The 25,024-nt window shown below is 43.9% G+C and carries 21 protein-coding genes; 17 read left to right on the top strand and 4 right to left on the bottom strand.

The window, feature by feature from the left end:
- From ACE01U_RS13825 to ACE01U_RS13880, 12 genes are all read left to right on the top strand, one after another.
- Window positions 1–781: acetyl-CoA C-acyltransferase (locus ACE01U_RS13825; RefSeq protein WP_395579749.1), on the top strand; the 781-nt coding region annotated here is incomplete at its 5' end.
- A 22-nt stretch (window positions 782–803) separates the two neighbouring features.
- Complete coding sequence (locus ACE01U_RS13830; RefSeq protein WP_395579750.1) at window positions 804–2,159, top strand: 3-carboxy-cis,cis-muconate cycloisomerase; 1,356 nt, start codon at window positions 804–806, stop codon at window positions 2,157–2,159.
- Window positions 2,160–2,167: 8 nt separating this feature from the next.
- Window positions 2,168–2,944, top strand: a complete 777-nt coding sequence (pcaD, locus tag ACE01U_RS13835) for a 3-oxoadipate enol-lactonase (protein WP_395579781.1) — start codon at window positions 2,168–2,170, stop codon at window positions 2,942–2,944.
- A 42-nt stretch (window positions 2,945–2,986) separates the two neighbouring features.
- Complete coding sequence (gene pcaK, locus ACE01U_RS13840; RefSeq protein ID WP_395579751.1) at window positions 2,987–4,342, top strand: 4-hydroxybenzoate transporter PcaK; 1,356 nt, start codon at window positions 2,987–2,989, stop codon at window positions 4,340–4,342.
- A 14-nt stretch (window positions 4,343–4,356) separates the two neighbouring features.
- On the top strand, window positions 4,357–4,791 hold the full coding sequence (gene pcaC / locus ACE01U_RS13845) for a 4-carboxymuconolactone decarboxylase (protein WP_004981395.1): 435 nt from the start codon (window positions 4,357–4,359) through the stop codon (window positions 4,789–4,791).
- A gap of 26 nt (window positions 4,792–4,817) precedes the next feature.
- On the top strand, window positions 4,818–5,543 hold the full coding sequence (gene pcaH / locus ACE01U_RS13850; RefSeq protein WP_004981392.1) for a protocatechuate 3,4-dioxygenase subunit beta: 726 nt from the start codon (window positions 4,818–4,820) through the stop codon (window positions 5,541–5,543).
- A 15-nt stretch (window positions 5,544–5,558) separates the two neighbouring features.
- Window positions 5,559–6,188 (top strand): protocatechuate 3,4-dioxygenase subunit alpha, encoded by a 630-nt coding sequence (pcaG, locus tag ACE01U_RS13855; RefSeq protein ID WP_110975816.1) that lies wholly within the window; start codon window positions 5,559–5,561, stop codon window positions 6,186–6,188.
- A 150-nt stretch (window positions 6,189–6,338) separates the two neighbouring features.
- Window positions 6,339–7,196 (top strand): type I 3-dehydroquinate dehydratase, encoded by an 858-nt coding sequence (gene aroD, locus ACE01U_RS13860; RefSeq protein WP_395579752.1) that lies wholly within the window; start codon window positions 6,339–6,341, stop codon window positions 7,194–7,196.
- A gap of 44 nt (window positions 7,197–7,240) precedes the next feature.
- On the top strand, window positions 7,241–8,701 hold the full coding sequence (locus ACE01U_RS13865) for a right-handed parallel beta-helix repeat-containing protein (RefSeq protein ID WP_395579753.1): 1,461 nt from the start codon (window positions 7,241–7,243) through the stop codon (window positions 8,699–8,701).
- Window positions 8,702–8,756: 55 nt separating this feature from the next.
- Window positions 8,757–10,076 carry a carbohydrate porin gene (locus ACE01U_RS13870; protein WP_395579754.1) on the top strand — a complete coding sequence of 440 codons (1,320 nt, stop codon included), beginning with the start codon at window positions 8,757–8,759 and terminating at the stop codon, window positions 10,074–10,076.
- A gap of 181 nt (window positions 10,077–10,257) precedes the next feature.
- Window positions 10,258–12,681 (top strand): glucose/quinate/shikimate family membrane-bound PQQ-dependent dehydrogenase, encoded by a 2,424-nt coding sequence (locus ACE01U_RS13875; protein WP_395579755.1) that lies wholly within the window; start codon window positions 10,258–10,260, stop codon window positions 12,679–12,681.
- A gap of 94 nt (window positions 12,682–12,775) precedes the next feature.
- Window positions 12,776–14,875 (top strand): TonB-dependent receptor domain-containing protein, encoded by a 2,100-nt coding sequence (locus tag ACE01U_RS13880; protein ID WP_395579782.1) that lies wholly within the window; start codon window positions 12,776–12,778, stop codon window positions 14,873–14,875.
- A 100-nt stretch (window positions 14,876–14,975) separates the two neighbouring features.
- Here the strand turns inward: ACE01U_RS13880 and ACE01U_RS13885 are convergent, their stop codons facing one another.
- From ACE01U_RS13885 to ACE01U_RS13900, 4 genes are all read right to left on the bottom strand, one after another.
- A complete protein-coding gene (locus ACE01U_RS13885; protein WP_004981378.1) occupies window positions 14,976–15,362 on the bottom strand; it encodes a carboxymuconolactone decarboxylase family protein in 387 nt (128 codons plus the stop codon).
- A 254-nt stretch (window positions 15,363–15,616) separates the two neighbouring features.
- Window positions 15,617–16,264, bottom strand: coding sequence for a CoA transferase subunit B (locus tag ACE01U_RS13890; protein ID WP_395579756.1), 648 nt, complete (start codon window positions 16,262–16,264; stop codon window positions 15,617–15,619).
- A gap of 2 nt (window positions 16,265–16,266) precedes the next feature.
- Window positions 16,267–16,971: a CoA transferase subunit A gene (locus ACE01U_RS13895; protein WP_395579757.1), complete on the bottom strand. Its 705-nt coding sequence runs from the start codon at window positions 16,969–16,971 to the stop codon at window positions 16,267–16,269.
- Window positions 16,972–17,207: 236 nt separating this feature from the next.
- A complete protein-coding gene (locus ACE01U_RS13900) occupies window positions 17,208–18,089 on the bottom strand; it encodes a LysR family transcriptional regulator (RefSeq protein ID WP_151707165.1) in 882 nt (293 codons plus the stop codon).
- 577 nt (window positions 18,090–18,666) lie between these two features.
- Here ACE01U_RS13900 and ACE01U_RS13905 point away from each other — a divergent pair.
- From ACE01U_RS13905 to ACE01U_RS13925, 5 genes are all read left to right on the top strand, one after another.
- Window positions 18,667–20,091, top strand: a complete 1,425-nt coding sequence (locus ACE01U_RS13905) for a GntP family permease (RefSeq protein WP_395579758.1) — start codon at window positions 18,667–18,669, stop codon at window positions 20,089–20,091.
- Between the two features lie 37 nt (window positions 20,092–20,128).
- Window positions 20,129–20,914 (top strand): 3-hydroxybutyrate dehydrogenase, encoded by a 786-nt coding sequence (locus tag ACE01U_RS13910; RefSeq protein ID WP_395579759.1) that lies wholly within the window; start codon window positions 20,129–20,131, stop codon window positions 20,912–20,914.
- Between the two features lie 215 nt (window positions 20,915–21,129).
- Window positions 21,130–22,746 (top strand): alkaline phosphatase, encoded by a 1,617-nt coding sequence (locus ACE01U_RS13915; protein ID WP_395579760.1) that lies wholly within the window; start codon window positions 21,130–21,132, stop codon window positions 22,744–22,746.
- Window positions 22,747–22,760: 14 nt separating this feature from the next.
- Entirely contained in the window at window positions 22,761–24,272 is a 1,512-nt protein-coding gene (locus ACE01U_RS13920; RefSeq protein WP_395579761.1) for an alkaline phosphatase, read from the top strand.
- A complete protein-coding gene (locus ACE01U_RS13925) occupies window positions 24,272–24,997 on the top strand; it encodes a hypothetical protein (protein ID WP_395579762.1) in 726 nt (241 codons plus the stop codon). Before ACE01U_RS13920 ends, ACE01U_RS13925 begins: the two co-directional genes overlap by 1 nt.
- Window positions 24,998–25,024 lie beyond the last annotated feature (27 nt).

Consider the following 25,024-nt stretch of genomic DNA (forward strand, 5'->3'; position numbering starts at 1 on the left):
TACCACTATGGGCTGGCGTTTTATCAATCCTAAGCTGAAAGCGATGTATGGTGTAGACACTATGCCGCAGACTGCGGAGAACGTGGCACAACAATTTAATATTGATCGTGCAGATCAGGACCAGTTTGCCTTGACGAGTCAACAGCGCACCGCAACCGCGCAAGCTCAAGGCTTTTTTAAACATGAGATCATCCCTGTAAATATTGCACAGCGTAAGGGTGATCCAATTGTGGTCGACACGGATGAACATCCACGTGCATCGACCACCTTAGCAGCTTTGGCAAAACTCAAGCCAGTCGTGACAGCAGAAGGCACCGTCACTGCGGGGAATGCTTCAGGCATCAATGACGGTGCGGCTGCTGTACTGATTGCTTCGGAACAAGCTGTTGAGCTGTACCAACTTAAACCCCGTGCCAAAATCATTGCTTCAACCGCAGTGGGGGTAGAACCACGCATCATGGGCTTTGCACCTGCACCTGCCATCAAGAAGCTCCTCAAACAAGCCAATCTGACATTAGAACAGATGGATGTGATTGAACTAAATGAAGCCTTTGCAGCACAAGCACTGGCGGTCACGCGTGATCTTGGTTTAGAGGATGACACCACTCAAGTGAATCCAAACGGTGGTGCAATTGCCATCGGTCATCCACTCGGTGCATCGGGTGCGCGTTTAGTCACCACAGCTTTAAACCAGTTAGAACAAACGGCTGGAACCTATGCCTTGTGTTCGATGTGCATTGGTGTCGGTCAAGGCATTGCAATGATTATTCAGCGCGTTTAAAGCAGATTTAAGGATAGCGATCATGAGCCAGTTATATGCCAGCTTATTTTACCAAAACGAGGTGACTGAAATTTTCAGTGATCGCGCCTTGGTGTCATACATGATTGAGGCTGAAGTTGCCTTGGCACAAGCGCAGGCTCAGGTTGGTGTCATTCCAGAATTTGCAGCAACAGCAATTTCCCAAGTTGCCCAGACTGCGATTGATCAGATTGATTTTGATGCTTTGGCTGTTGCAACAGGTTTGGCAGGCAATATTGCGATTCCTTTTGTGAAGCAATTGACTGCAATTGTGAAAAAAAGTGATGAAGATGCTGCGCGTTATGTGCATTGGGGCGCAACCAGTCAAGACATTTTAGATACTGCTTGTCTTTTGCAATGTCGTGCTGCGCTACAACAGGTGGAATCTTTAATTCAACAATGTTACCGCACTGCATTGACCCAAGCTGAACAATATCGTTCACAAGTGATGATTGGACGCACGTGGTTGCAGCAGGGTCTACCCATTACGTTGGGTCATAAATTCGCACGTTGGGCTTCGGCTTTTCATCGTGATTTGACCCGTATTGAAGCCATGAAATCACGTGTGTTCACTGCGCAATTAGGCGGTGCAGTGGGTTCATTGGCATCTTTGCAAAATCAAGGCACAGCAGTTGTGCAAGCATTTGCAGCACAGTTACAACTTTCTGTTCCAAGCTGTACTTGGCATGGTGAGCGCGACCGTATTGTTGAAGTGGCGAGTGTTCTCGCAATAGCGACAGGTAGTTTGGGCAAAATGGCACGTGACTGGTCGTTGATGATGCAAACTGAAATTGCAGAAGTATTTGAGCCGGCAGCGAAAGGGCGTGGTGGCTCATCAACCATGCCACATAAGCGTAATCCTGTTGCTGCGGCATCCGTTTTGGCAGCAGCCAATCGTGTGCCTGTGCTGATGTCGAGTTTGTACCAAAGCATGGTGCAGGAACATGAGCGTAGTTTAGGTGGATGGCATGCAGAATGGTTGGCATTACCTGAAATTTTCCAACTCTGTGCTGGTGCTTTAGAGCGGACTTTGGATGTGTTACAGGGGATGCAAGTCAATGTTGAAAATATGCAACGCAATTTGGAATGTACGCAAGGCTTAATTATGGCGGAAGCGGTGATGATGGTTTTGGCACCACACATCGGACGTTTACAAGCTCATCATCTGGTAGAGGACGCATGTAAAACAGCTGTTGCAAAAGGTGTGCACTTAAGAGATGTGATTGCTGAATTGGATCAAGTTAAAAACTTATTCAGCGTAGCCCAGATTTCAGAAATTTTTAACCCCGCGTCATATCTCGGCAATATTCAAGACCAGATTGATGCGGTGTTGCAAGAAGCAAAAGGAGAGGCAAAGTGAATATCACGATGACCAATCGTCAAGGCAAGACTTTATCTGTGGCAATCAGTGGGCAAGATCATGCACCTGTGATTGTATTTTCAAACTCATTGGGTACCGATAAAGGCATGTGGCAGCCCCAAGTTGCTGCCTTCGAAAAAAAGTTCAAAGTGGTGACTTATGACACGCGTGGTCATGGGCAAAGCGATGTGATTGAACAGAGCACTGTACAAAACCTTGCAGAAGATGTGATTGATATTCTTGATGGTTTAAACATTGAAAAAGCGCATTTTTGCGGGATTTCAATGGGCGGTATGACAGCTTTGTGGCTCGGTATTCACCATGCAGATCGTTTTCATAGTATCACTGTGGCGAACTCAGCAGCCAAAATTTGGACTGAAGAAGGTTGGAATGCTCGTGCAGATGCTGTGACAGCCAATGGCTTAGCAGATTTGGTCGCGACCACGCATACACGTTGGTTCAGCGAGCAGTTTGATTATCAACACGATGCTTTGGCTCAGCGTACCATTCAGTCTTTAGCGACTACGCCAGCATTGGGTTATGCAGAATCTTGCCGAGCATTGGCTAAGGCTGATTTGAGCACAGAAATTCAGCAGATTCAGATTCCAACTTTAGTGATTGCGGGTGCATTTGACCCAGTCACGACAGTGGCAGATGGCGTTTTTATGCAACAACAAATTCAAAAGAGTGAACTCGCGGTGATTGACGCATCGCATCTTTCCAATATTGAACAACCTGAGCTGTTTAACCAAACCCTGACTCAGTTTATTGGATCGATTCAATAATTTAAGGATTTTTAAAAGGACTTTCAGCCCAAGGAGGCAGGTATGGCGTCTCAGGAATACGCTACTCAAAAAACGAGTATAGACGCACAAGCACTGATTAATGATGCACCGATTAGCAAATATCAGTGGTTGATCGCAATTGTATGTTTTCTCATTGTTTTTGTTGACGGTATTGATACTGCGGCAATGGGTTTTATTGCTCCAGCCTTGGCACAAGACTGGGGAATAGACCGCTCGCAACTAGGTCCAGTCATGAGTGCAGCTTTAGGTGGCATGATTATTGGTGCTTTGGTGTCTGGTCCAACCGCTGACCGCTTTGGGCGAAAGATTGTTTTAAGTGTTTCGATGCTGATTTTTGGTGGCTTTACTTTGGCATCAGCCTATGCAGCTGACTTAAATACCTTGGTGGTCTTGCGCTTTTTAACGGGTATTGGTTTGGGTGCCGCAATGCCGAATGCAACCACGCTATTTTCTGAATATTGCCCGCAGCGTTCACGCTCGTTACTCGTGACCTGCATGTTCTGTGGTTACAACTTGGGTATGGCGACAGGTGGTTTCATCAGCAGTTGGTTGATCCCAACCTTTGGTTGGCACAGCTTATTTTTACTGGGCGGTTGGTCACCACTGATCTTGATGATCTTGGTGATTTTCTTCCTGCCAGAATCCTATCGTTTCTTGATTGTGAAAGGTCGTGACCCCGAAAAAGTTCGTAAAATTTTGACGCGTATTGCACCGACGCAAGTACAGAGTGTCACTGAGTTTCATGTACCTGAAGAAAAAACCGAAGGTGCCGAGAAGAAAGGTGTGTTTGGCATGCTGTTCTCTCAGAAATATGTCAAAGGCACGGTTTTATTGTGGCTGACCTATTTCATGGGTTTGGTGATGATTTATCTACTCACCAGTTGGTTACCAACCTTAATGCGTGAAACTGGCGCAACCATGGAACGCGCTGCATTTATTGGTGGTTTATTCCAGTTTGGCGGTGTACTCAGTGCTTTATTTATTGGCTGGGCAATGGACCGTTTCAACCCGAACCGCATTATTGCAGGCTTCTACTTTGTCGCGGGGATCTTTGCTTTTGCCGTTGGTCAGAGCTTAGCAAATCCAACCCTACTTGCCATTTTAGTGCTTTGCGCAGGTGTCGCAATTAATGGTGCACAGTCGGCAATGCCAGCGCTGAGTGCTCGTTTTTACCCAACCCAATGCCGTGCAACAGGTGTGGCATGGATGTCTGGGATTGGGCGCTTCGGTGCGGTATTTGGTGCATGGATTGGCGCAGTTCTACTGGGCAATGACTGGTCGTTTACTGCCATTTTAAGTCTGCTGTTAATTCCAGCAACAGCAGCAGCAGTCGCTATTTTTGTTAAATCACTGGTCGCACATACCGATGCGACCTAATTGAGGTTTCTCCCATGAATGATGAACAACGTTATGAACAAGGAATCACGGTACGCACTGAAGTGCTGGGTGAAAAGCATGTCGGTCGTTCACTTGAGAACTTAAATGATTTCAATGCTGACTTTCAAAACTTTATCAGTCGTTTTGCGTGGGGCGAAGTCTGGTCTAGACCAGGCATGCCGCGCCACACCCGTAGCTTAGTCACCATTGCGGTGTTATTGGCACTGGGCCGTGAAGACGAACTGCGTATGCATTTACGTGCTTGTTTTAACAATGGTGTGACCAAGGACGACTTAAAAGAGTTGATTTTGCACTGTTCACTGTATGCCGGTTTGCCCGCAGCCAATGCAGCCATGCACATGGCAGAAGAAGTTTTTGCAGATTTGGGCATTGCCCCGCAAAAGCTGAGCGAACAGCAGCTTAGCCAAGAACAAACGAATCAAGAGTAATGGAACAAGATTAAGAGGGACGTCACATGTCGCAACTTATTTTAGGTGCTTATGCACAACGCAATACCGAAGATCACCCGCCAGCATACGCACCCGGCTATAAAACCAGTGTATTACGCTCGCCCAAAAATGCGTTGATTTCGATTGCAGAAACATTAACTGAAGTGACTTCACCACAGTTTAGTGCGGAGCAGTTTGGGCCTAAAGATAACGATTTGATTTTGAACTATGCCAAAGAAGGTTTGCCGATTGGTGAGCGCATTATTGTGCATGGTTATGTCCGTGATCAGTTTGGGCGTCCAGTTAAAAATGCCTTGCTTGAAGTGTGGCAAGCCAACGCTTCTGGTCGTTATCGTCATCCAAATGATCAGTTTATTGGTGCAATGGACCCGAACTTTGGCGGCTGTGGCCGCATGATGACGGATGCCAATGGCTATTTTGTGTTCCGTACCATTAAGCCGGGTCCTTATCCTTGGCGTAACCGTATTAATGAATGGCGTCCTGCTCATATCCATTTCTCTTTGCTTGCCGATGGTTGGGCGCAGCGTCTTATTTCTCAGTTCTATTTTGAAGGCGATACGCTGATTGATTCGTGTCCGATTATTAAAACCATTCCTTCGGAAGAACAACGTCGCGCGCTGATTGCTCTTGAGGATAAGAGCAACTTCATTGAAGCAGACAGCCGTTGTTACCGCTTTGACATCACTTTACGTGGTCGTCGTGCGACATATTTCGAAAATGATTTGACTTAATTCAGGGAGAGCAACATGAACCATTGGAACTTTCAAGAATTGCATGAAACGCCATCTCAAACAGGTGGGCCATACGTACACATTGGTTTGTTGCCCCAACAAGCCAACATTGAAGTCTTTGAAAACAACTTTAACAATCAGTTGGTTCAAGAAAAAACCTTAGGTGAACGTATTCGCTTAGAGGGTCAAGTATTCGACGGTCTAGGTTTGCCGTTACGCGATGTATTGATTGAAATTTGGCAGGCAGATGCCAACGGCGTGTATCCAAGTGCGGCGGATATTCAGGGCAAAGCGGTCGATCCAAACTTCCTCGGTTGGGGACGTACAGGGGCAGACTTTGAAACTGGTTTTTGGAGTTTCAATACCATTAAACCGGGTGCTGTTCCGGGACGTAAAGGCACAACTCAAGCCCCGCATATTGCACTGATTATTTTTGCACGCGGTATCAACATTGGCTTAAACACCCGTGTCTATTTTGAAGATGAAGCGGAAGCCAATGCACAAGATCCTGTGCTGAAAGGCATTGAGTGGGCACCTCGTCGTCAGACACTTATTGCAAAACGTGAACAGCGTGATGGTGAAGTGGTGTATCGCTTTGATATTCGTATTCAAGGAGAAGACGAAACGGTCTTTTTGGATATCTAAATTTTCCAAGATTTAGTGCGAGACATCTTGAACTAATTCTAAAGATAAAAGTTTATACGTGGTGATGGTATGACCCATTGCGTTCATCCCACGTATATTTGCCATTGATGACAGAAGTCAGGCAATAGTTTGTAAATACAAGGAAATGTAATGATGAAAATCAAAAAAATTGCGATGCAACTTTGTTTAAGCAGTGCTGTTTTAGCAGCAATGCCAGCATTTGCAGCGGAAGTAGCTCAATCAAGCGTACAACACTATGTGGTGAAAAACCTCAATATTGGTGACTTACCTGTCAAAACCATTGTGCCGATTACCGCAAAAACGGCTGAACAAGCGATTGCCCAAGCAAAAGTGATTGCCAGTAATCCAAACGCAGATGTGGCTGAGTTTCGTATCGACTTATTGGAATTTTCTGCCGACACTAAAAAAGTGATGGCACTGGGCCAGCAGCTGAATCAAATTTTAAAAGACAAACCATTAATTGCCACCATTCGTACTCATAACGAAGGCGGAAAAATGACAGTGTCTGACCAAGACTATGAAAAAATTTATCGTGAATACCTGAAAAAGCCATTTATGCAATTGCTGGATATTGAAATGTTCCGTGATGCAGGCAGTGTGGCGAAATTAACCAAATTGGCGCATGACAAGAACGTATTGGTGATCATGTCAAATCACGATTTTGCAAAAACACCTGAGCAACAAGACATTGAAAACCGTCTGCTAAAACAAGATCAGATGGGTGCCGACATTTTGAAAATTGCGGTAATGCCAAAGTCAAAACAAGATGTCTTTACCCTCATGAATGCCACCTTGGCTGTCAGCCAAAAAAGTCAAAAACCACTATTGACCATGTCGATGGGACAGTTGGGCACCATTTCACGTGTGGCGACTGCCAACATGGGTGGCAGCCTAAGTTTTGGCATGATTGGTGAAGCTTCTGCACCGGGTCAAATTGATGTGACTCAACTCAAACAGTTGCTGAAAACTGTACAACCAACCCCTTAATGCACTGCGTTATTCATGTTCAAGGATAGAAAAGGATTTAAAATATGAAACCATCAACTTTACGTTTGACCACATTGGTTTTGAGTTTAGCGACATCAGGTTTGGCCAGTGCAGAAACTTATATTGTGGATCGCTATCAGGATGATAGTGCAAAAGGTTCACTGCGTTGGGCAATTGAACAATCGAATGCCAATACGGCGCAAGAAAATGAAATCCACATCCAAGCTGTGGGCAAAGCACCTTATACCATTAAACTAAATCAGCCTTTACCGCCAATTAAGTCTTCAGTGAAGATCATCGGGATGCAATGGGACAAAACAGGCGAGTTTATTGCGATTGATGGTTCAAACTATATTAAAGGTGAAGGTGCGAAAGCCTGCCCAGGGGCAAACCCTGAACAGTATGGCACCAATGTCCGTACCATGACTTTACCGGGTCTGGTTCTGCAAGATGTGAATGGTGTGACCTTAAGAGGTCTCGATATTCACCGTTTCTGTATTGGCGTTTTGGTGAACCGTTCAAGCAATAACTTGATTCAACATAACCGTATCAGTAATAACTACGGTGGTTCAGGCGTGATGTTAACGGGTGATGATGGTAAGGGCAATCCAACCTCGACCACCACCAATAACAACAAAGTTTTAAATAATTTGTTTGTAGATAATGGCGATGGTTTAGAGCTGACGCGTGGTGCGGCATTTAACCTTGTCGCTAATAACCTATTTACTTCAACCAAAGCCAATCCAGAACCGTCACAAGGGATTGAAATCCTGTGGGGTAATGACAATGCGGTGGTCGGTAACAAATTTGAAAATTACTCTGATGGTTTACAAATCAACTGGGGTAAGCGTAATTATATCGCCTATAACGAACTGACCAACAACTCAATTGGCTTTAACCTCACAGGTGATGGCAACATTTTTGACAGCAATAAAGTTCATGCTAACCGTTTAGGGATAGCCATTCGTTCAGAAAAAGATGCCAATGCCCGCACAACCTTGACCAAAAACTTAATTTGGGACAATGGCAAAGATATTAAGCGCTGTGAGGCGGGTGGTTCGTGTGTACCCAATCAACGTTTAGGTGCCATTGTGTTTGCTGTGCCGGCCTTAGAACATGCTGGCTTTGTCGGTTCTCGTGGGGGTGGCGTAGTCATTGAAGCAGCGAAACTGCAAAAAACCTGTACACAGCCAAATGAACAGGGCTGTAATGCGATACCCAACCAAAATATCCAAGCGCCACGTTTGAGTTATAGCAAAGGTCAGGTTATGGCTGAAGTACAAGCACAACCAAATCAACGTTACCAAGTTGAATTCTTTGCTAATCGTCAAGCGAAGAGTCAAGAAGCAGAGCAGTATTTAGGTACTCAAGTGGTGACAACCGATGCACAAGGTCAAGGTCAAGCAACATGGAAAGTGGCAAGTGGTGTGGCTAATGTCACCGCCAATGTCACAGACCACTTGGGTGCGACCTCTGAATTGAGTCCAGCTGTTCGCATTAAATAATAAAAACCGCATGGAAAGCTCGGTTGAGCTTTCCTCACAAAAAAGGATGTTTGGTATGCAACAACTCTTAAAACTAGGCACATTATCTTTGGCGCTTTTAACTTGCCAATTGGCGTCAGCCAATGAATTTTACTCGGCAGACCGTCAATGGTTATTCGGCGATTGGAACGGTGAACGGAAGCAACTGGAAGATCAAGGTTATAAATTTACAGCTTCGATTATGAGCCAAGCAGCGACCAATTTGGCTGGTGGTTATAACGATGACCGAAGTTTTGACAATGCTGCACAGTTGACCTTAGGTGCCAATTTTGATTTAAACAAAATTGCAGGTTGGGAAAATACCACAGCAGGCTTAATGATTACCAAACGTGATGGTAATTCATTAACTTTAGCGCGAATTAAAGATCCACGTGCCAGTACTTTGGGGAATACTCAAGAAATTTATGGGCGTGGCAAGATCTGGCGCTTAACCCAAGCATGGATTAAAACAGGTTTTGATGAGAATCGTGTCCAATTTAAGATTGGTCGTATGGGCATGTCCGATGACTTTAACAGCTCGCAATGTGAGTTTCAGAACTTACTTTTGTGTGGTGGACAGTTAGGCAAATCTATCGGTTCGATTTGGTATAACTGGCCTGTCAGCTTATGGGGCACCAATGTTAAATACCAATTTGCACCAGACTGGTCACTTGGTGTTGGGGTCTATGAAGTTAATCCTGACAATGTCAAAACAGACTCAGACAGTGATGGTTTTAACCTCGATATGGACAATGTCGAAGGGGCCACCATTCCAGTTGAACTGGCATGGAAACCAAAACTTGCCACATTTAATGGTTTACCAGGCGAATATAAACTCGGTGCACTGTATTCCACAGCAGAAGCTAAAGATGTGGGTACATCAGGAGAAATCCACGATGGCAAATATAGTTTCTGGTTAAATGCTCAACAACAACTAACCCAACACGGGGCTGATCCTAAACGTGGTTTATATATCAGTTTCAATGGGGTCATCAATGACCGAGATACGACCGCTGTAGAAAGTACGCAGCAGTTGGCACTTTGGTATAAAGGCCCTTTTGACAGTCGCCCTAATGATTCGATTGGCTTTGGTTTGGCCAACTATGTGGTGAATGACCGTGTGACGGACAAGCAAATCGCCACCAATGAAAGTCGTGGTTATTACAGTTATGACGCGCTCGCCAGCGATTATGTCCCAATTCAACATGACGAACTCAATGTTGAGTTGAACTATACCTACCAATGGTCTTCTGCGGTGATGCTTAGACCCAACTTGCAATATATCTATCAACCTTCTGGGGTGAAAGAAGTGGATGATGCATGGGTGGCGGGTCTTAGCGTTAAGGTAAATTTTTAATCGTATTTGAAGTGGGAGAGTGTTTAAAATATCAGCGATGTGATTGCTGAATTTAAATACTCTTTTTTTTCGTTGCTGAAGCAAACTAATTGTGGATGCTCAAAAGTTTGGATGTGGTGTGAATGATGCTCAGAACAAAGTGGGAGTGGTCATTTAAAACACAGCATTTGGAGTAAAACGTATGTCCGAAGCGCAATCTCAACCCATATTTAAAATATGGTGCTTTATATTAGGCTTGGCTTTATTGCTGACTGGCTTATTTTATTTAATCGGTGGTGGAAAACTGATTAGTCTAGGGGGTTCATGGTACTTCCTGATTGCAGGCTTATTGACCACCATTTCCGCAATCTTTATTTTTAGAAAAAAAGCATTGGGTGTTTGGATCTTTGCATTGGTTTTTCTTGGAACCGTGGTCTGGGCACTGTTTGATGCAGGTTGGGATTTTTGGGCACTCCATTCACGGTTAATGTTTCCTGCGGGTTTATTTGCCGCACTGTGTTTTACTTTACCTGCTATTCGTAAGTACCAATTTCAAATTGCGCCTTCAGCACCTGCTTATGCCTTAGGTGGTTTGACGGTGTTAGGTATGCTGGGTGGTTTATATGGCATGTTTATTCCACATCCAACGGTAAAAGCCAGTGGTGAAGAGCTACCTCTAGTGCCTGTAACAGCTCAAACTCAACAAGTGAATTGGTCGCACTATGGTAATGATGCTGGTGGAAGTCGTTTTGCTGCGTTGGATCAGATCAACCGTAATAATGTGTCTAAGTTAAAAGAAGCATGGCGCTTTCAAACAGGCGATATGACTACAGGTACGGGTAATGGCGCAGAAGACCAGCTCACGCCTTTGCAGGTCGGTGATAAAGTCTTTTTATGTACACCGCATAACAACATTATTGCTTTAGATGCAGACACAGGTAAACAAATCTGGAAGGCTGAAGTGAACTCTAAAGCGGATGCTTGGGAGCGTTGCCGTGGTGTAGGTTACTTTGACTCGACTCAAGCCTTGGTACAACCGACTTTAGCAGGTGCAAGTGCAGTTACAGCGGTGGCAAATAATACCGCATGTCCACGTCGTGTTTATACCAATACACCTGATGGTCGTTTAATCGCAGTCAATGCCGATACAGGCGAACGCTGTAAAGACTTTGGTGTCGATGGAACGGTGAACTTACTGGAAGGTCTAGGTGCGGGTACGCAAGCGCCTCGTTTTGAAGTGACCTCAGCGCCAACCATTGCAGGCACCAGCATCATTGTCGGGAGTCGTATTGCTGACAACTTTGCAGCCGATATGCCGGGTGGTGTGATTCGTGCCTATGACGTGATTACTGGACAGTTGCGTTGGGCTTTTGATCCACGTAACCCAAATCCAAACTATGTTCTCAAACCGGGTGAAATCTATAAACGTAGTTCGGCTAACTCTTGGGCGGCAATGTCCTACGACCCGCAAATGAACACGGTGTTCTTACCGATGGGGAGTTCATCGGTCGATGTTTGGGGCGGAAACCGTCAACCTGTAGATCATAAGTACAATTCTTCCGTTTTGGCTTTAGATGCAACCACAGGTCAAGAGAAGTGGGTTTATCAAACCGTTCACAACGACCTTTGGGACTTCGATTTACCCATGCAGCCAAGCTTGGTCGACTTTCCAATGCAAAATGGGCAAACCAAAGCTGCTGTTGTCATTGGCACCAAGTCGGGTCAGTTCTTTGTACTTGACCGTGTGACAGGCAAGCCTTTAACCAAAGTGGTTGAGCAACCTGTAAAAGCTGCAGATATCCCTGATGAGCAATACAGTGCAACTCAGCCACGTTCAGTTGAAATGCCACAGATTGGCAATCAAACTTTGACTGAATCGGACATGTGGGGCGCAACGCCATTTGACCAGTTGATGTGTCGTATCAACTTTAAATCAATGCGCTATGACGGTCTCTTTACAGCACCAGGTTCTGATGTATCTTTAAGTTTTCCGGGTTCGCTGGGTGGGATGAACTGGGGCAGTATCGCATTTGACCCGACGCACCGTTATATGTTTGTCAACGACATGCGCTTAGGTCTGTGGATTCAGCTGATTAAACAAACACCTGAAGATTTAAAACTTGAAGCCAGTGGCGGAGAGAAGGTCAACACAGGTATGGGCGCAGTGCCAATGAAAGGTACACCGTATAAAGTGAATAAAAACCGCTTTATGTCAGTATTGGGTATTCCATGCCAAAAACCACCTTTCGGAACCATGACGGCGATTGATATGAAAACCCGTCAAGTGGCTTGGCAGGTGCCTTTAGGTACGGTTGAAGATACTGGCCCAATGGGCATTAAAATGGGCTTAGAAGCGCCCATAGGTATGCCAACGATTGGTGGCCCAATGGCGACGCAAGGTGGTTTAGTGTTCTTTGCTGCAACACAAGACTTCTATTTACGTGCTTTCAATTCATCGAATGGTGAAGAGTTATGGAAAGCGCGTTTACCTGTGGGTAGCCAAGGTACACCGATGAGCTACATTTCTCCAAAAACAGGCAAACAATATGTGGTCATTTCCGCAGGTGGGGCACGTCAGTCGCCTGATCATGGTGATTATGTGGTTGCGTATAGCTTAGCCGATTAAAACGTTTTATTGTATGGGAAGCCTGTCGAGATGATAGGCTTCCCATTTTTATGCTAATAACAAGCAAGGAAATATTGTGCGATTAACTTATTTGATGCATACGCCTTTTAAACAAGCCTTATTGACTGCGGTTATTTTACAAACGATGCATGCTTATGCAGAAACGACAGAATATCAACTTCCTGTTATCACTGTCCAAGCGGTACATACCGATAGTGAGTTGTTATCGACTTCCGCATCTATTCAAAAAGTCCAAGCGGCTACAGTACAAAACAATGCCAATGTAAACTTATCCGAAGTCCTACAAGGGGTTGCAGGCTTACAAATTAATAACCGTGAAAACTATGCGCAAGACTTACAGATTTCGATGCGTGGCTTTGGCGCTCGTTCGACTTTTGGCGTGCGTGGCATTCGGATGTATGTCGATGGTATTCCTGCGACCATGCCTGATGGCCAAGGGCAAAGTTCCAATATTGACCTCAATAGTTTAGATCACATCGAAGTACTGACAGGGCCATTTTCATCTTTATATGGCAACTCATCAGGGGGAACCATCTTAGCTGAGAGCAAAGAAGGACAAGGGAAAGACTCAATTCAAGTGGGACTCAATGCAGGCAGCCACCATAAGCAACAAGCCAATATCCAATTACAAGGGGGTTCCGAACAGGCCAATCAACCAGCTTATGTGATTAGTTCTTCTTATTTTGATACCGATGGTTTTCGAGACCATAGTGCAGCACAAAAAGTATTGAATAATGCCAAACTGACGTGGAACTTAGAAGATGGCAGTAAAATCAACTGGGTGATGAACCGTGTTGATATTGATGCCGACGATCCACAAGGTCTCAGTCGTGAGCAGTGGAAAGCCAATCCGAAACAAGTGAATGACCGTACCAATACTTATGATGTGCGTAAAGAAATCGAGCAAACCCAAACTGGGCTGACGTGGACGAAGCCGCTGAATGATCAACAAGAGCTATATAGCATGTTCTATTTGGGTAACCGACAGGTCGTACAATATCAGTCGATTCCAAAGGGACCACAAGCCAATGCTCGCCATGCAGGTGGTGTGATTGATTTTGACCGAGATTATTATGGCGCAGATTTCCGTTGGACTGGGAAAGCACTTTTACCGAATACAACTTTGGTTGCCGGTGTGGCTTTAGACCGAATGACGGAAGACCGTAAAGGCTATAACAATTATAATAATCAAGGGAAATTTGGCGTGAAAGGTGATTTACGTCGTAATGAAAATAATACCTTATGGAATTTAGATCCGTATGTGCAAGCCTCATGGCAGTTCTTACCCACGTGGCATCTTGATACAGGCTTACGCTATAGCAATGTGCATTATGAGTCGGAAGACCATTACATTGTAGCAGGGAATGGTGATGACAGTGGTACAACGGATTATCAAAAATTATTGCCGTCTGTGGCTTTAGGTTGGGAAATTTTACCTGAACTCTATGCTTATGCCAGTTATGGCAAAGGCTTTGAAACCCCAACCTTTACCGAAATGGCTTATCCTACATTGGCCACATCGGGAATTAATTTCGATTTAAAACCTGCAAGTAGTGATACCTATGAGCTTGGGTTAAAGTCTCAAAATGCATTTGGTCTGTTTACATTGGCTGTTTTCAATACTGTCACTAAAAATGACATTGTGCCTGATGATGCCAATGCGGGACGCAATACATTTCGTAATGCAGAACAAACCTTACGACAAGGCGCTGAGCTGGCTTGGCAACATCAGCTTTGGCAGGATTTAAAACTTAGTGCAAGCTATAGTTATTTGGATGCCACTTTTGATGCCGATATTGCAGCAACTAGCACCAAACCTTTGATTGAAAAAGGGACATATATTCCCGGAATTGCCAAAAAACAAGTGTTCACCCGTATTGCATGGCAACCTGAGCAAGGCTTTCAAGCAGGCTTAGAAGCACGCTATATGGATAAAATTTATGTCGATGATATCAACTCAGATACGGCACCAAGTTATACCGTTGTGGCTGCAAATGTCGGCTACTTATGGGTAAACCGTGACTGGAAAGTAAACAGCTATGCTCGAGTCGATAACCTGTTTGACCGTAACTATGTTGGTTCAGTGATTGTGAATGACAGCAATAGTCGTTTCTTTGAACCGGCCGATGGTCGAAACTTTAGCGTTGGCATGAGTGTGACTAAAGCCTTTTAATGAAAAAGGTTTGGCTAAGCAAAAAATACGGCATAGCCAAACCAGATGAATTGCACCATACGACTGCAATATAACGCTTTTGTATGGGCATTTAGTCTATTTATGAATTGCTTTGATATTCCTGAATCACTTCCAGTGCAGCGCGGAACGCCTCTTGAGTTGCAGGTGCGCCGCAATAAGGCAAACTGTGCAGAAGGACTTCTTGAATTTCTTCAACTGTTGCACCGTTATTTAGTGCACCACGAACGTGGCCTTTCAGCTCAGTTGGACTCTTTTGTGCCGTCAAAAATGCAATGGTAATTAACGAGCGATATTTACGTGGTAAAACACCTTCACGTTGCCATGTTGAGCCCCAAGCATGTTCATTAATCCAGTCCTGCAAAGGTTGGGTGAAAGGCACAGTATTGTCTTGAGCACGTTTAACAAAAGATTCGCCCATGACTTCTGTGCGAACTTTTAAACCATTTTCATAATCTTGTTGTGACATGGGAACCTCTGGATGTGGAATGCAAATATAGTAGCCGAGCGGATTAGTTTTTCATCAGGTATTTGAGTTAAAAAATGTGCGCAGGAGTCATCATTCGGTAAATTCGAGAATATCGAGAGATAGACTTGGTCAAGGTAATGATGGTTTTTATGCTTGATTTAAAGGCTATAAAGAAGCCTTTTGCTAACGGATTTTTTTGATTGATCCCAATAACAAAGCAGCCGAAGCTGCTTTGAATGATGTCGTTTTTGTACTTAAGCAGCTTTAAAGTCATTAATGATCAGTGCTAAGCCAGTCGCTTTCTGGATTTGTTCTAGGCTCACATCGCGTGCCAGTTCAACCAGTTTCACCCCTTCAGCAGTGATATCCATCACACCTAAGTCAGTAATGATACGGCTAACGACAGCTTTACCCGTGAGTGGTAGGGTACATTGAGGCACAATTTTTGGCGTGCCATCTTTGGCGCAGTGTTCCATGAGCACCACAACTTTTTGTACACCAGAGACCAAGTCCATTGCACCGCCCATGCCTTTGACTTTTTTACCCGGAATCATCCAGTTTGCCAAGTCGCCCGTTTCAGAGACTTCCATTGCACCTAAAATAGCAATATTGACATGACCACCACGAATCATGGCAAAGGATTCTGAGCTTGAGAAAAATGCAGCCCCTTTGCGTGCGGTGACAGTTTGTTTTCCTGCATTAATCAAGTCTGCATCGACTGCATCACGGGTTGGAAATTCATCAATACCGAGCAAGCCATTTTCTGACTGCAACAAAACATTGATCCCTTCGGGTAGATAATTGGCCACTAAAGTCGGTAAGCCAATACCTAAGTTGACATAAAAACCATCTTCGAGTTCAAGGGCAGCACGCTGCGCCATTTCATTACGTGTCCAAGCCATGATTAAGCTTCCTCTGCTTTAATGGTCAGTTGTTCGATCTGCTTTTTGGGGGTGGCATTCAGCACCACACGGTTGATGTAGATCCCCGGCAAATGGATGTCATCTGGATCAATTTCACCAATTTCAACCACTTGTTCGACTTCAGCAATGGTGAATTTGCCTGCCATAGCACAGTCAGGGTTAAAGTTACGTGCGGTTTTACGGAACACCAAATTGCCCGCTTTATCGGCTTTGTAGGCTTTGATTAAAGCAATGTCCGCAGTGAGAGACATTTCTAAAATATGTGGACGACCATGAAAGTCACGAACTTCTTTGCCTTCGGCAATGAGAGTGCCTACACCTGTCTGGGTGAAAAATGCAGGAATACCTGCACCGCCTGAACGTAGTTTTTCTGCGAGTGTGCCTTGTGGTGTGAGCTCGACTTCAAGTTCACCATTCAGATACTGGCGCTCAAACTCTTTGTTTTCCCCAACATAAGACGCAATCATTTTTTTAATTTGTTTGGTTTCTAATAATTTACCTAAACCAAAGCCATCCACACCTGCATTATTTGAAATACAGGTTAAACCTGTGACACCTGTTTCTTTTAAGGCATCAATTAATGCTTCCGGAATACCACAGAGGCCAAAACCACCAACAGCAATAGTTTGATTATTGGCAACCACATCAGCCAATGCTTCAGCTGCATTTGCGACAACTTTATTCATCCTTTATTTCCTGATCTTCCTTGCTTGTTATTTTTTTAGCATTGCACTGCTTTTTTTAGAAATTGAATCTTTCTAATGTGTAATAAAAAAAACTCATTAATCATTAATATTAAAGAAGGAAAAAGAGAGAACTAGGTGCGAAGAATACAAAATGCCTTAAATATTTAAATCATTATAAGTATTTGATTTATAATAAATAAAAATAGTGGTTTGTCTTTAATGATAAAAGTGAGGCTTTAAAAATGATGCCAAAGTGTGGTTTCAATAAATTGGGCTGAAATGTTGGACAGTTCATAATCTTTTTTATAAATAATGCCCACCGCCAGTTGAGTTTGGTTGTCGCCAATTTCAACCAACACATTTTTTTCAAGATCAATGAATTTCTGAAAATGCCGTGGAATCGCACTGACGCCCATGCCATAGGCAACAAAGTGAGATAGGGAACTGATTTGGTGGCATTCGACTTTCAAATCCAACACCACTTGATGCGCCGCACACTGTTCCTCAATTACATGTCGAATAATCGAGGGGTTTTGTAAGGTCACAAAAGGGTAAGAGCAGAGTTCCAGCCATGTCACGCTTTTTTGTTTGGCTAAAGCATGGTGTTTGGGTAACAGAGCCAAAAAGTCTTCATTGAATAAGGGCTGGAAAATCAGTTGATCATTCGGTTTAGGTTCAAAACAAATGCCAATCTCAAAAATGCCTTCTTGAACTTTTTCAATGATTTTTTCATTGGTAATGTCATGGATGGAAAAACTGATGTTGGGGTGTAATTGTGAAAAATCATGCATGACTGCGGGGAGTACCGCATGGGTGGCAAAGGGCATTGAGGCAATATTTAAAGTGCCACGGTTGAGTTTAAAGCGCTGTTTGACATCTTTTTCCATATCTTCCCAGTTAGCCAGAAGCTTTTTGGCATAGGGAATCAGGGACTGACCTTCGGTGGTGATTGCTACCCGACGTGTATTGCGTTTAAACAGTTTTCCACCGAGTTCTTCTTCTAGCGTTTTAATACTTAAGCTGAGAGCGGATTGGCTCAGACACAGTTCATTGGCTGCATTGGCATAATTAAGCGTACGTGCAAGGACTAAAAAGGCTTTTAATTGTTTGAGTGTCATGAGCTTCCCTGAGCAATGATGCAACACGATGTCGAATGAAAGTGAACGTGCTTTTCTCCAATGGTTTACATGAAAAATACAACAGGAGGTCAAAATAGATCAAGTGATGAAAGTAAATGTGGTTTTGATTCGATGGGTCAAAGCAGTATAAGCCGAACAGTGTGATAGTCTGTGAAAATATGTTTAACCCAATGAAAAATATAAAAATTGATTATTTTGTGTGATTTCGAAATTTTACCTTTAACTTGATACAATTAGTTTGATCAGTCTTACTAGGGCATGGATATTAATCAATTTTTCTTCTTACTCAATGATTATTTTCAAACAATGTGCGGGTTTATATGCATTATAGTCTGACCCATAAGCTGAAATATTAATGCTCTGATGAATAAATATAGTACACAGATCAGAGTGCACATAGACATCTCGTCATGATGGAAAATAGACAGTCTATGGATGCGTATAGGGTACTTTCAGTACAGGTTGATTGTACTGTGACTCAACTACATTTGACATCATTCGCTATTAATATCACAGCACATCAAGACATATTTTCTTTAAGGATGGAGTAAAAAATATGTGGGATTTGGGTGTAATTTTATTGTCTCTTGGGCTACTGATGTATACAGCCTACAGAGGTTTTTCTGTAATTCTTATGGCACCGATTTGTGCCTTGTTGGCGGTTTTACTGATTAACCCTGCTAACGTTTTGCCTTTTTATTCAGGCGTGTTTATGCCCAAAATGGTTGGGTTCATTAAAGATTATTTCTTGGTGTTTTTACTCGGTGCCATCTTCGGTAAAGTGGTTGAAATGTCAGGAATTGCCGAATCCATTGCCAAAACCATTGTGAACCTGATTGGTTCTAAAAATGCAATGTTAACCGTTGTACTTTTAGGGGCGATTTTAACCTATAGCGGCGTCAGTCTCTTTGTGGTGGTATTTGCTGTTTATCCATTTGCAAATCAACTCTTTAGACAAGCCAACATTCCAAAGCGTTTGATTCCAGGAACCATTGCCCTTGGTGCATTTACCTTTACCATGGATGCCTTGCCGGGAACCCCGCAGATTCAAAACGTTATTCCGACGACCTTTTTTGGTACAGACATTTATGCAGCGCCATTTCTTGGTTTGATTGGTGGTGTATTTGTTCTTGCTACAGGTTTGAGCTATTTGGAATGGCGTCGTCGTGTAGCCGCTCGAAATGGCGATGGTTATGCCACAGGTATTGAACTAACAGAAGCCGAGCAACAACAACTGAAGCAAAACTTAGATACCACATCAAATGGTTCTACCGCGCGTCAATGGTTAGCTTTTGTACCGCTTATTTTAGTTGCCGTGACCAATAAGTATTTATCAACTGCGATTAAAGAATGGTATCCAAACGGTTTTGACTTTAATGCGATTGGACTTGCAACCTACACGGTCGATGTTGCGAAAACCTCTGCCATTTGGGCCGTGGGCTTGGCTTTGATTGTGGGCATAATCACAGCCATTTCATTTGACTTCCGCCGTGTCTATACGGGCTTCAAAGATGGCGTTAATGCCAGTATTGGCGGGTCTTTACTTGCAGTGATGAATACTGCATCTGAATATGGTTTTGGTGCGATCATTGCGGCCTTACCGGGCTTTGCGATCATTAGTCATGCATTGGGTAATACCTTTACCAATCCGCTGGTCAATGGTGCAGTCACCACGACAGTTTTAGCAGGCGTGACGGGTTCAGCTTCTGGTGGGATGAGTATCGCCCTAAGTGCGATGGCCGATCAGTACAATGCTGCGATTCTAGCCATGGGAATTCCACCCGAAGTCATGCACCGTATTGTTGCGATGGCATCAGGCGGTATGGATACCTTACCGCATAACGGCGCTGTGATTACCTTGTTGGCAGTCACAGGTTTAACCCATAAACAATCGTATAAAGACATTTTTGCCATCACGATTATTAAAACCATCGCGGTATTTGTTGCCATTGCTGCCTTTACTTGGTTTGGTATTGTTTAAGACTTTGGAATGAAAAAAGAAGACAACGGAGTACATGATGGGTCAACTGTTAAAAGATAAAGTTGCATTTATTACTGGTTCAGCCAGCGGTATTGGACATGAAATTGCAAAGAAATTTGCCAGTGAAGGTGCTAAAGTTGTCATTTCTGATATGAATGCAGACAAGTGTGCTGAAACGGTTACAGCTCTTCAAAATGAAGGTTTTGAGGCTTTGTCTGCGCCTTGCGATGTGACTGATGAAGACGCGTATAAAGCTGCGATTGAACTGACTCAGCAAACCTATGGTCGTTTGGATATTCTCATCAATAATGCAGGTTTTCAGCATGTTGCAGTGATTGAGGACTTTCCAACCGCAGTCTATCAAAAGTTGATTAATGTCATGTTGGTGGGGTCGTTCATTGGTATCAAGTACGCATTTCCCATCATGAAAGCGCAGCAGTTTGGTCGCGTGATTAACATGGCTTCGATTAACGGTCTGATTGGCTTTGCTGGCAAGGCTGGCTATAACAGTGCTAAGCATGGTGTGATTGGTTTGACCAAAGTTGCGGCTTTAGAGTGTGCGCGTGATGGTATTACGGTGAATGCGCTGTGTCCGGGCTATGTCGATACACCGTTGGTACGTGGTCAAATTCATGACTTGGCTAAAACCCGAAATGTCAGCGAACAAAGTGCATTAGAAGATGTAATTTTGGCGATGGTGCCACAAAAACGCTTACTCAGTGTAGAGGAAATTGCGGATTATGCGATCTTCCTTGCCAGTGATAAGGCGGGTGGTGTAACGGGTCAAGCCGTGGTGATGGATGGCGGTTATACCGCGCAATAACTTGCCTCAGCATAGGTTTAAAAATTAAAAAGCCTCGGATGTTCGTATCCGAGGTTTTTTATAGTGCTCGATTTTGTAAAATACCCAACTAAAAATCATTGTGAAACGTGATAAAAATATCTAAGTATCAAGAAAATTTAAAGTTTGTGTGCTGTTGTAATCTTAATTAAATATCTGCGGTGTATGGTTCAGCCATCTTTAGATGGGTTGATGCCATGCTCGGTTCTCTTGAAAAATTCCAATTAAAAACAATCAGCGTGGCATGTATAAGTTTCAGCGCTTTATTGCTTACCGCTTGTCAAAGTACGACGATAACGCGAAATCAACAGGCCAATACAGCGCAACAGCTCCAACAAGAAAAAGTCCAACAACCGAAACGTGTGGTCTTTTTCTTGGGTGATGGTATGGGCATTACCACGCTTACCGCTTCACGTATTTATGCTGTTGGTGAAGATGGTCAGTTGGCGATTGATCGGCTGCCTGAGTCTGCTTTTGTTCGTACCTTTTCTGAAGATGCACAAGTCACGGACAGCGCACCTTCGATGGGCGCATACATGACCGGTGTGAAGATGAAAAACGAGGTGATCTCGATGCAGACAGGGACAATTGCGGTTGAACCTGACTCAGTAGGAAATAACCAGTGCGCGACTAACCCACAAAACCAAAATAAGCAAAACACACAGACTTTACTCGAATTAGCCAAAGCAAAGGGTTGGGGGGCAGGGGTTGTGACCACGACGCGGATCACGCATGCCACGCCTGCATCGACTTATGCGCATATATGCCACCGTGATGCTGAAAATGACATTGCATCACAGTTGGTCCCGAGTTCAAAAGGCGATGATTATCAACGCTATAACCTCAAACTCAAAGATGGAGTCGATGTTGTTTTAGGTGGAGGTAAGCGTCAATTTTTGCCCAAAGATGCAGGTGGAGAACGTACTGATGGGCGCAATCTAATTACCGAGATGCAAAAGGCAGGCTACCGCGTGGTTTTTGATGAAAACCAACTCTCCCAAGTGCAACTGGCGAAAAATGAAAAATTATTGGGTTTATTTAATCACAGCCATTTAAATTACGACTTGGATCGCACCAAGAAAAACTTGGCAGAGCCGAGTCTCAAGCAAATGACGCTGTCTGCTTTAGACATCCTGACGCAAAATAAAAAAGGTTTTTTCCTGATGGTGGAGGGCGGGCGTATAGATCATGCGCTGCATGACACCAATGCCAAACGTGCTTTACAAGACACGATTGCCTTAAATGATGCTTTAGAAGCAACCATTCAAAAGCTTAAACAAAGTGATCCTGAACTTAAAAATACACTGATTGTAATCACGGCCGACCATGATCACACCTTGGTTTTAAATGGTTATGCCAAGCGCACAGGAAAATACGTCGAAGGTAAGGAAACCAGTGTGCTTGGATTGGTAAAAAACTATGATCAAGCGGGCTTTGCTCAAGATATTCATGGTCAACCTTATCCGATTATCGGTTTTGGTACGGGCAAAAAACGCCCCACTCAAAACCGTATGGATGACTTGGTACTGAACTTAAAAGACACTGATGTCTGTCATCCAGTACAAGGGCCAAAGGCACCGCAAGGTGAAAAATATGGTTTCACCTATCCTTTGGCTGAAACGGGTTGGTGTACGGGCACTGCTGCGGATGATTTCCAACAAGAAGCTGTGATTCAAACGGGCTATAAAGATAAAGAAACGCATGGCGGTGCAGATGTGTTTTTAGGTGCAATTGGTCAGGGAGCCGATCAGTTCTCAGGTAGCCTTGAAAATATTGAGGTCAATCACCTCATTCGTAAGATCACAGGCTTATAGCAGAAGGATATCACATGAAACATACTTTAAAAACCATCCCATACATGATGCTTCTGCTTACAGCGTCGATTTCTTCAAGTGCTTTGTATGCTGCTGACACCACACTTACACCGACGAAAAGCGTTATATTCTTTTTAGGCGATGGCATGGGACCAACCACAGTGACTGCAAGTCGTATTTATGCTGTGGGGGAAAATGGCATACTGGCCATGGACAGCATGAAGCACGCAGCACGGATTAAAACCTATTCTGAGGATGGTCAAACCACAGATAGCGCTCCCTCTATGGGCGCCTATATGACTGGGCAGAAAAATAAAAATGAAGTGATTGCCATGACAACAGGAACGGTTGCGGTCGAACCTGAAGATGGAAAATTGCCGAATGGCAAAAGCTTAGCGAAAGCCATCAACCGTTGTCCAGAACAGGGCCGTAGTATGGTCGCAGGGATGCCTGCGTTAAGTATTTTAGAACTGGCAAAAAAGCAGGGAAAAGCGGTTGGCGTAGTGACGACGACCGAACTCACCCATGCCACACCTGCGGCAACCTATGCACATATTTGTCATCGTGATGCGCAATACGATATTGCGCTTCAAGCTGTTCCAAAAGGTAAAGCTTATAATCCAAACTTATTGGATGGCATTAATGTCCTTCTGGGAGGCGGCTTAAATCACTGGACGCCTTATGATGCAGTCTCCAACCCCAAAGGGCGCTTGGATGGTCGTGATTTATTGGCAGAGTTTAAACAGCAGGGTTATCAAACCGTTTTAAGCCAAAGTGATTTGGCACAGACGGTCAATACTCAGAAAATTTTCGGCGTATTCTCCACACAGTCGCATTTAAATTTTGATTTGGATCGACTCAAGAACAATATAAAGACTGAACCGAGTCTGGCGGTGATGACCAGTAAAGCGATTGATGCACTGCAAGCACAGAGTCATGGACAAGGCTATTTCTTGATGGTTGAGGGTGGGCGTATTGACCATGCGCTACATGCCAATAATGCCAAACGGGCATTGCAGGAAACCAAGGCATTTAATGATGCAATTCAAACTGCACTGGATAAAGTGGATTTGAGCAATACCTTGATAGTAGTGACGGCAGACCATGACCATGTGATGACCTTTAATGGTTATGCCGCACGAACGGGCCAAACGACGGAGACTAATCCAGGTATTTTGGGGCTGAGCTATGACTATAATATTGCAAAAGAGCAAAATGCTTACAGCAAAGTGCTGGCTGATGGCCAAGTACATAATCCATACCGCGATGTAAATGGGGCAACAGGAACGACGCTCGTTTTTGGAAATGGTACGGGCAAGCGTTTAGATATTCGTGACAGTATTAGCAACGAGCAAGCCTTTGCTGACGACTATAAACAAGAAGTCGGGGTACAACTGACGAAAAGCGAAACACATGGCGGCGGAGATGTGATGCTGTTTGCTGAAGGAAAGAATTCAAATCTCTTCAAAGGCACACAAGAAAATACATGGGTATTTGAGCAATTGAAAAAGGCATTTGGATTTTAATGGATACAAGATTAATACGGCCGTTCAAATTCAAAATGAAGTTCTTAGCATTGTCTTTCAGTTTGCTCAGTCCATGGGTATGGTCGGCCGATGAATATCGTATTGATTATCAGATTGAACGGTTGGATTCCAATGGGGTCACGACCATTCAAAAATACAGTGAGAAAATGATTCGAGATGCGCAAAATATTTGGATTGAACGTTTAAACACACAAACGCATGCTGACGAAGCCCAGACACATAGCAACGCTCATGTGTCTGCCAAAACAGACACCCATGAGCATGCGAGTTTTGACAGTGCAATTCAGTGGATGCAGCGCAAAGATGTAGTCGGGCAAGCAAACGTAGAAAGTCCGTTTCAGCGTTTTTATATTTTGCCAGATGAAAAAATGCGGGTGCAATTGCAGGATGTCGATCAAGAAATGCTAGGGATGAAAAACTGTTGGCGCTGTGAATATAGTTTGATTCATCCTGACATTTTAAAGCGAGCACAATTGATTCAACGTGATCCGAAGTTAGCGCATTATCAAATACGCAGTGCTGGGCAAACGTTGAATATTATATGGAATGAACAGGATCAACTGGTTCAAAAATATGAATTGCTCAAACCGACCTCTGGCTATGCCAAAACCTTTACCGTGCGCAAAATTGGCCAACATGTTGCTACACCTTGGACGCAAACAGAAAAATACAGCGAACGTGACTATGCGGACTTTAGTGATTAGCTGATGAGTTTTTGACTTTTAATTTCG

Origin of the sequence: Acinetobacter halobius (assembly GCF_044130335.1) — a bacterium.
Lineage (GTDB): Bacteria > Pseudomonadota > Gammaproteobacteria > Pseudomonadales > Moraxellaceae > Acinetobacter.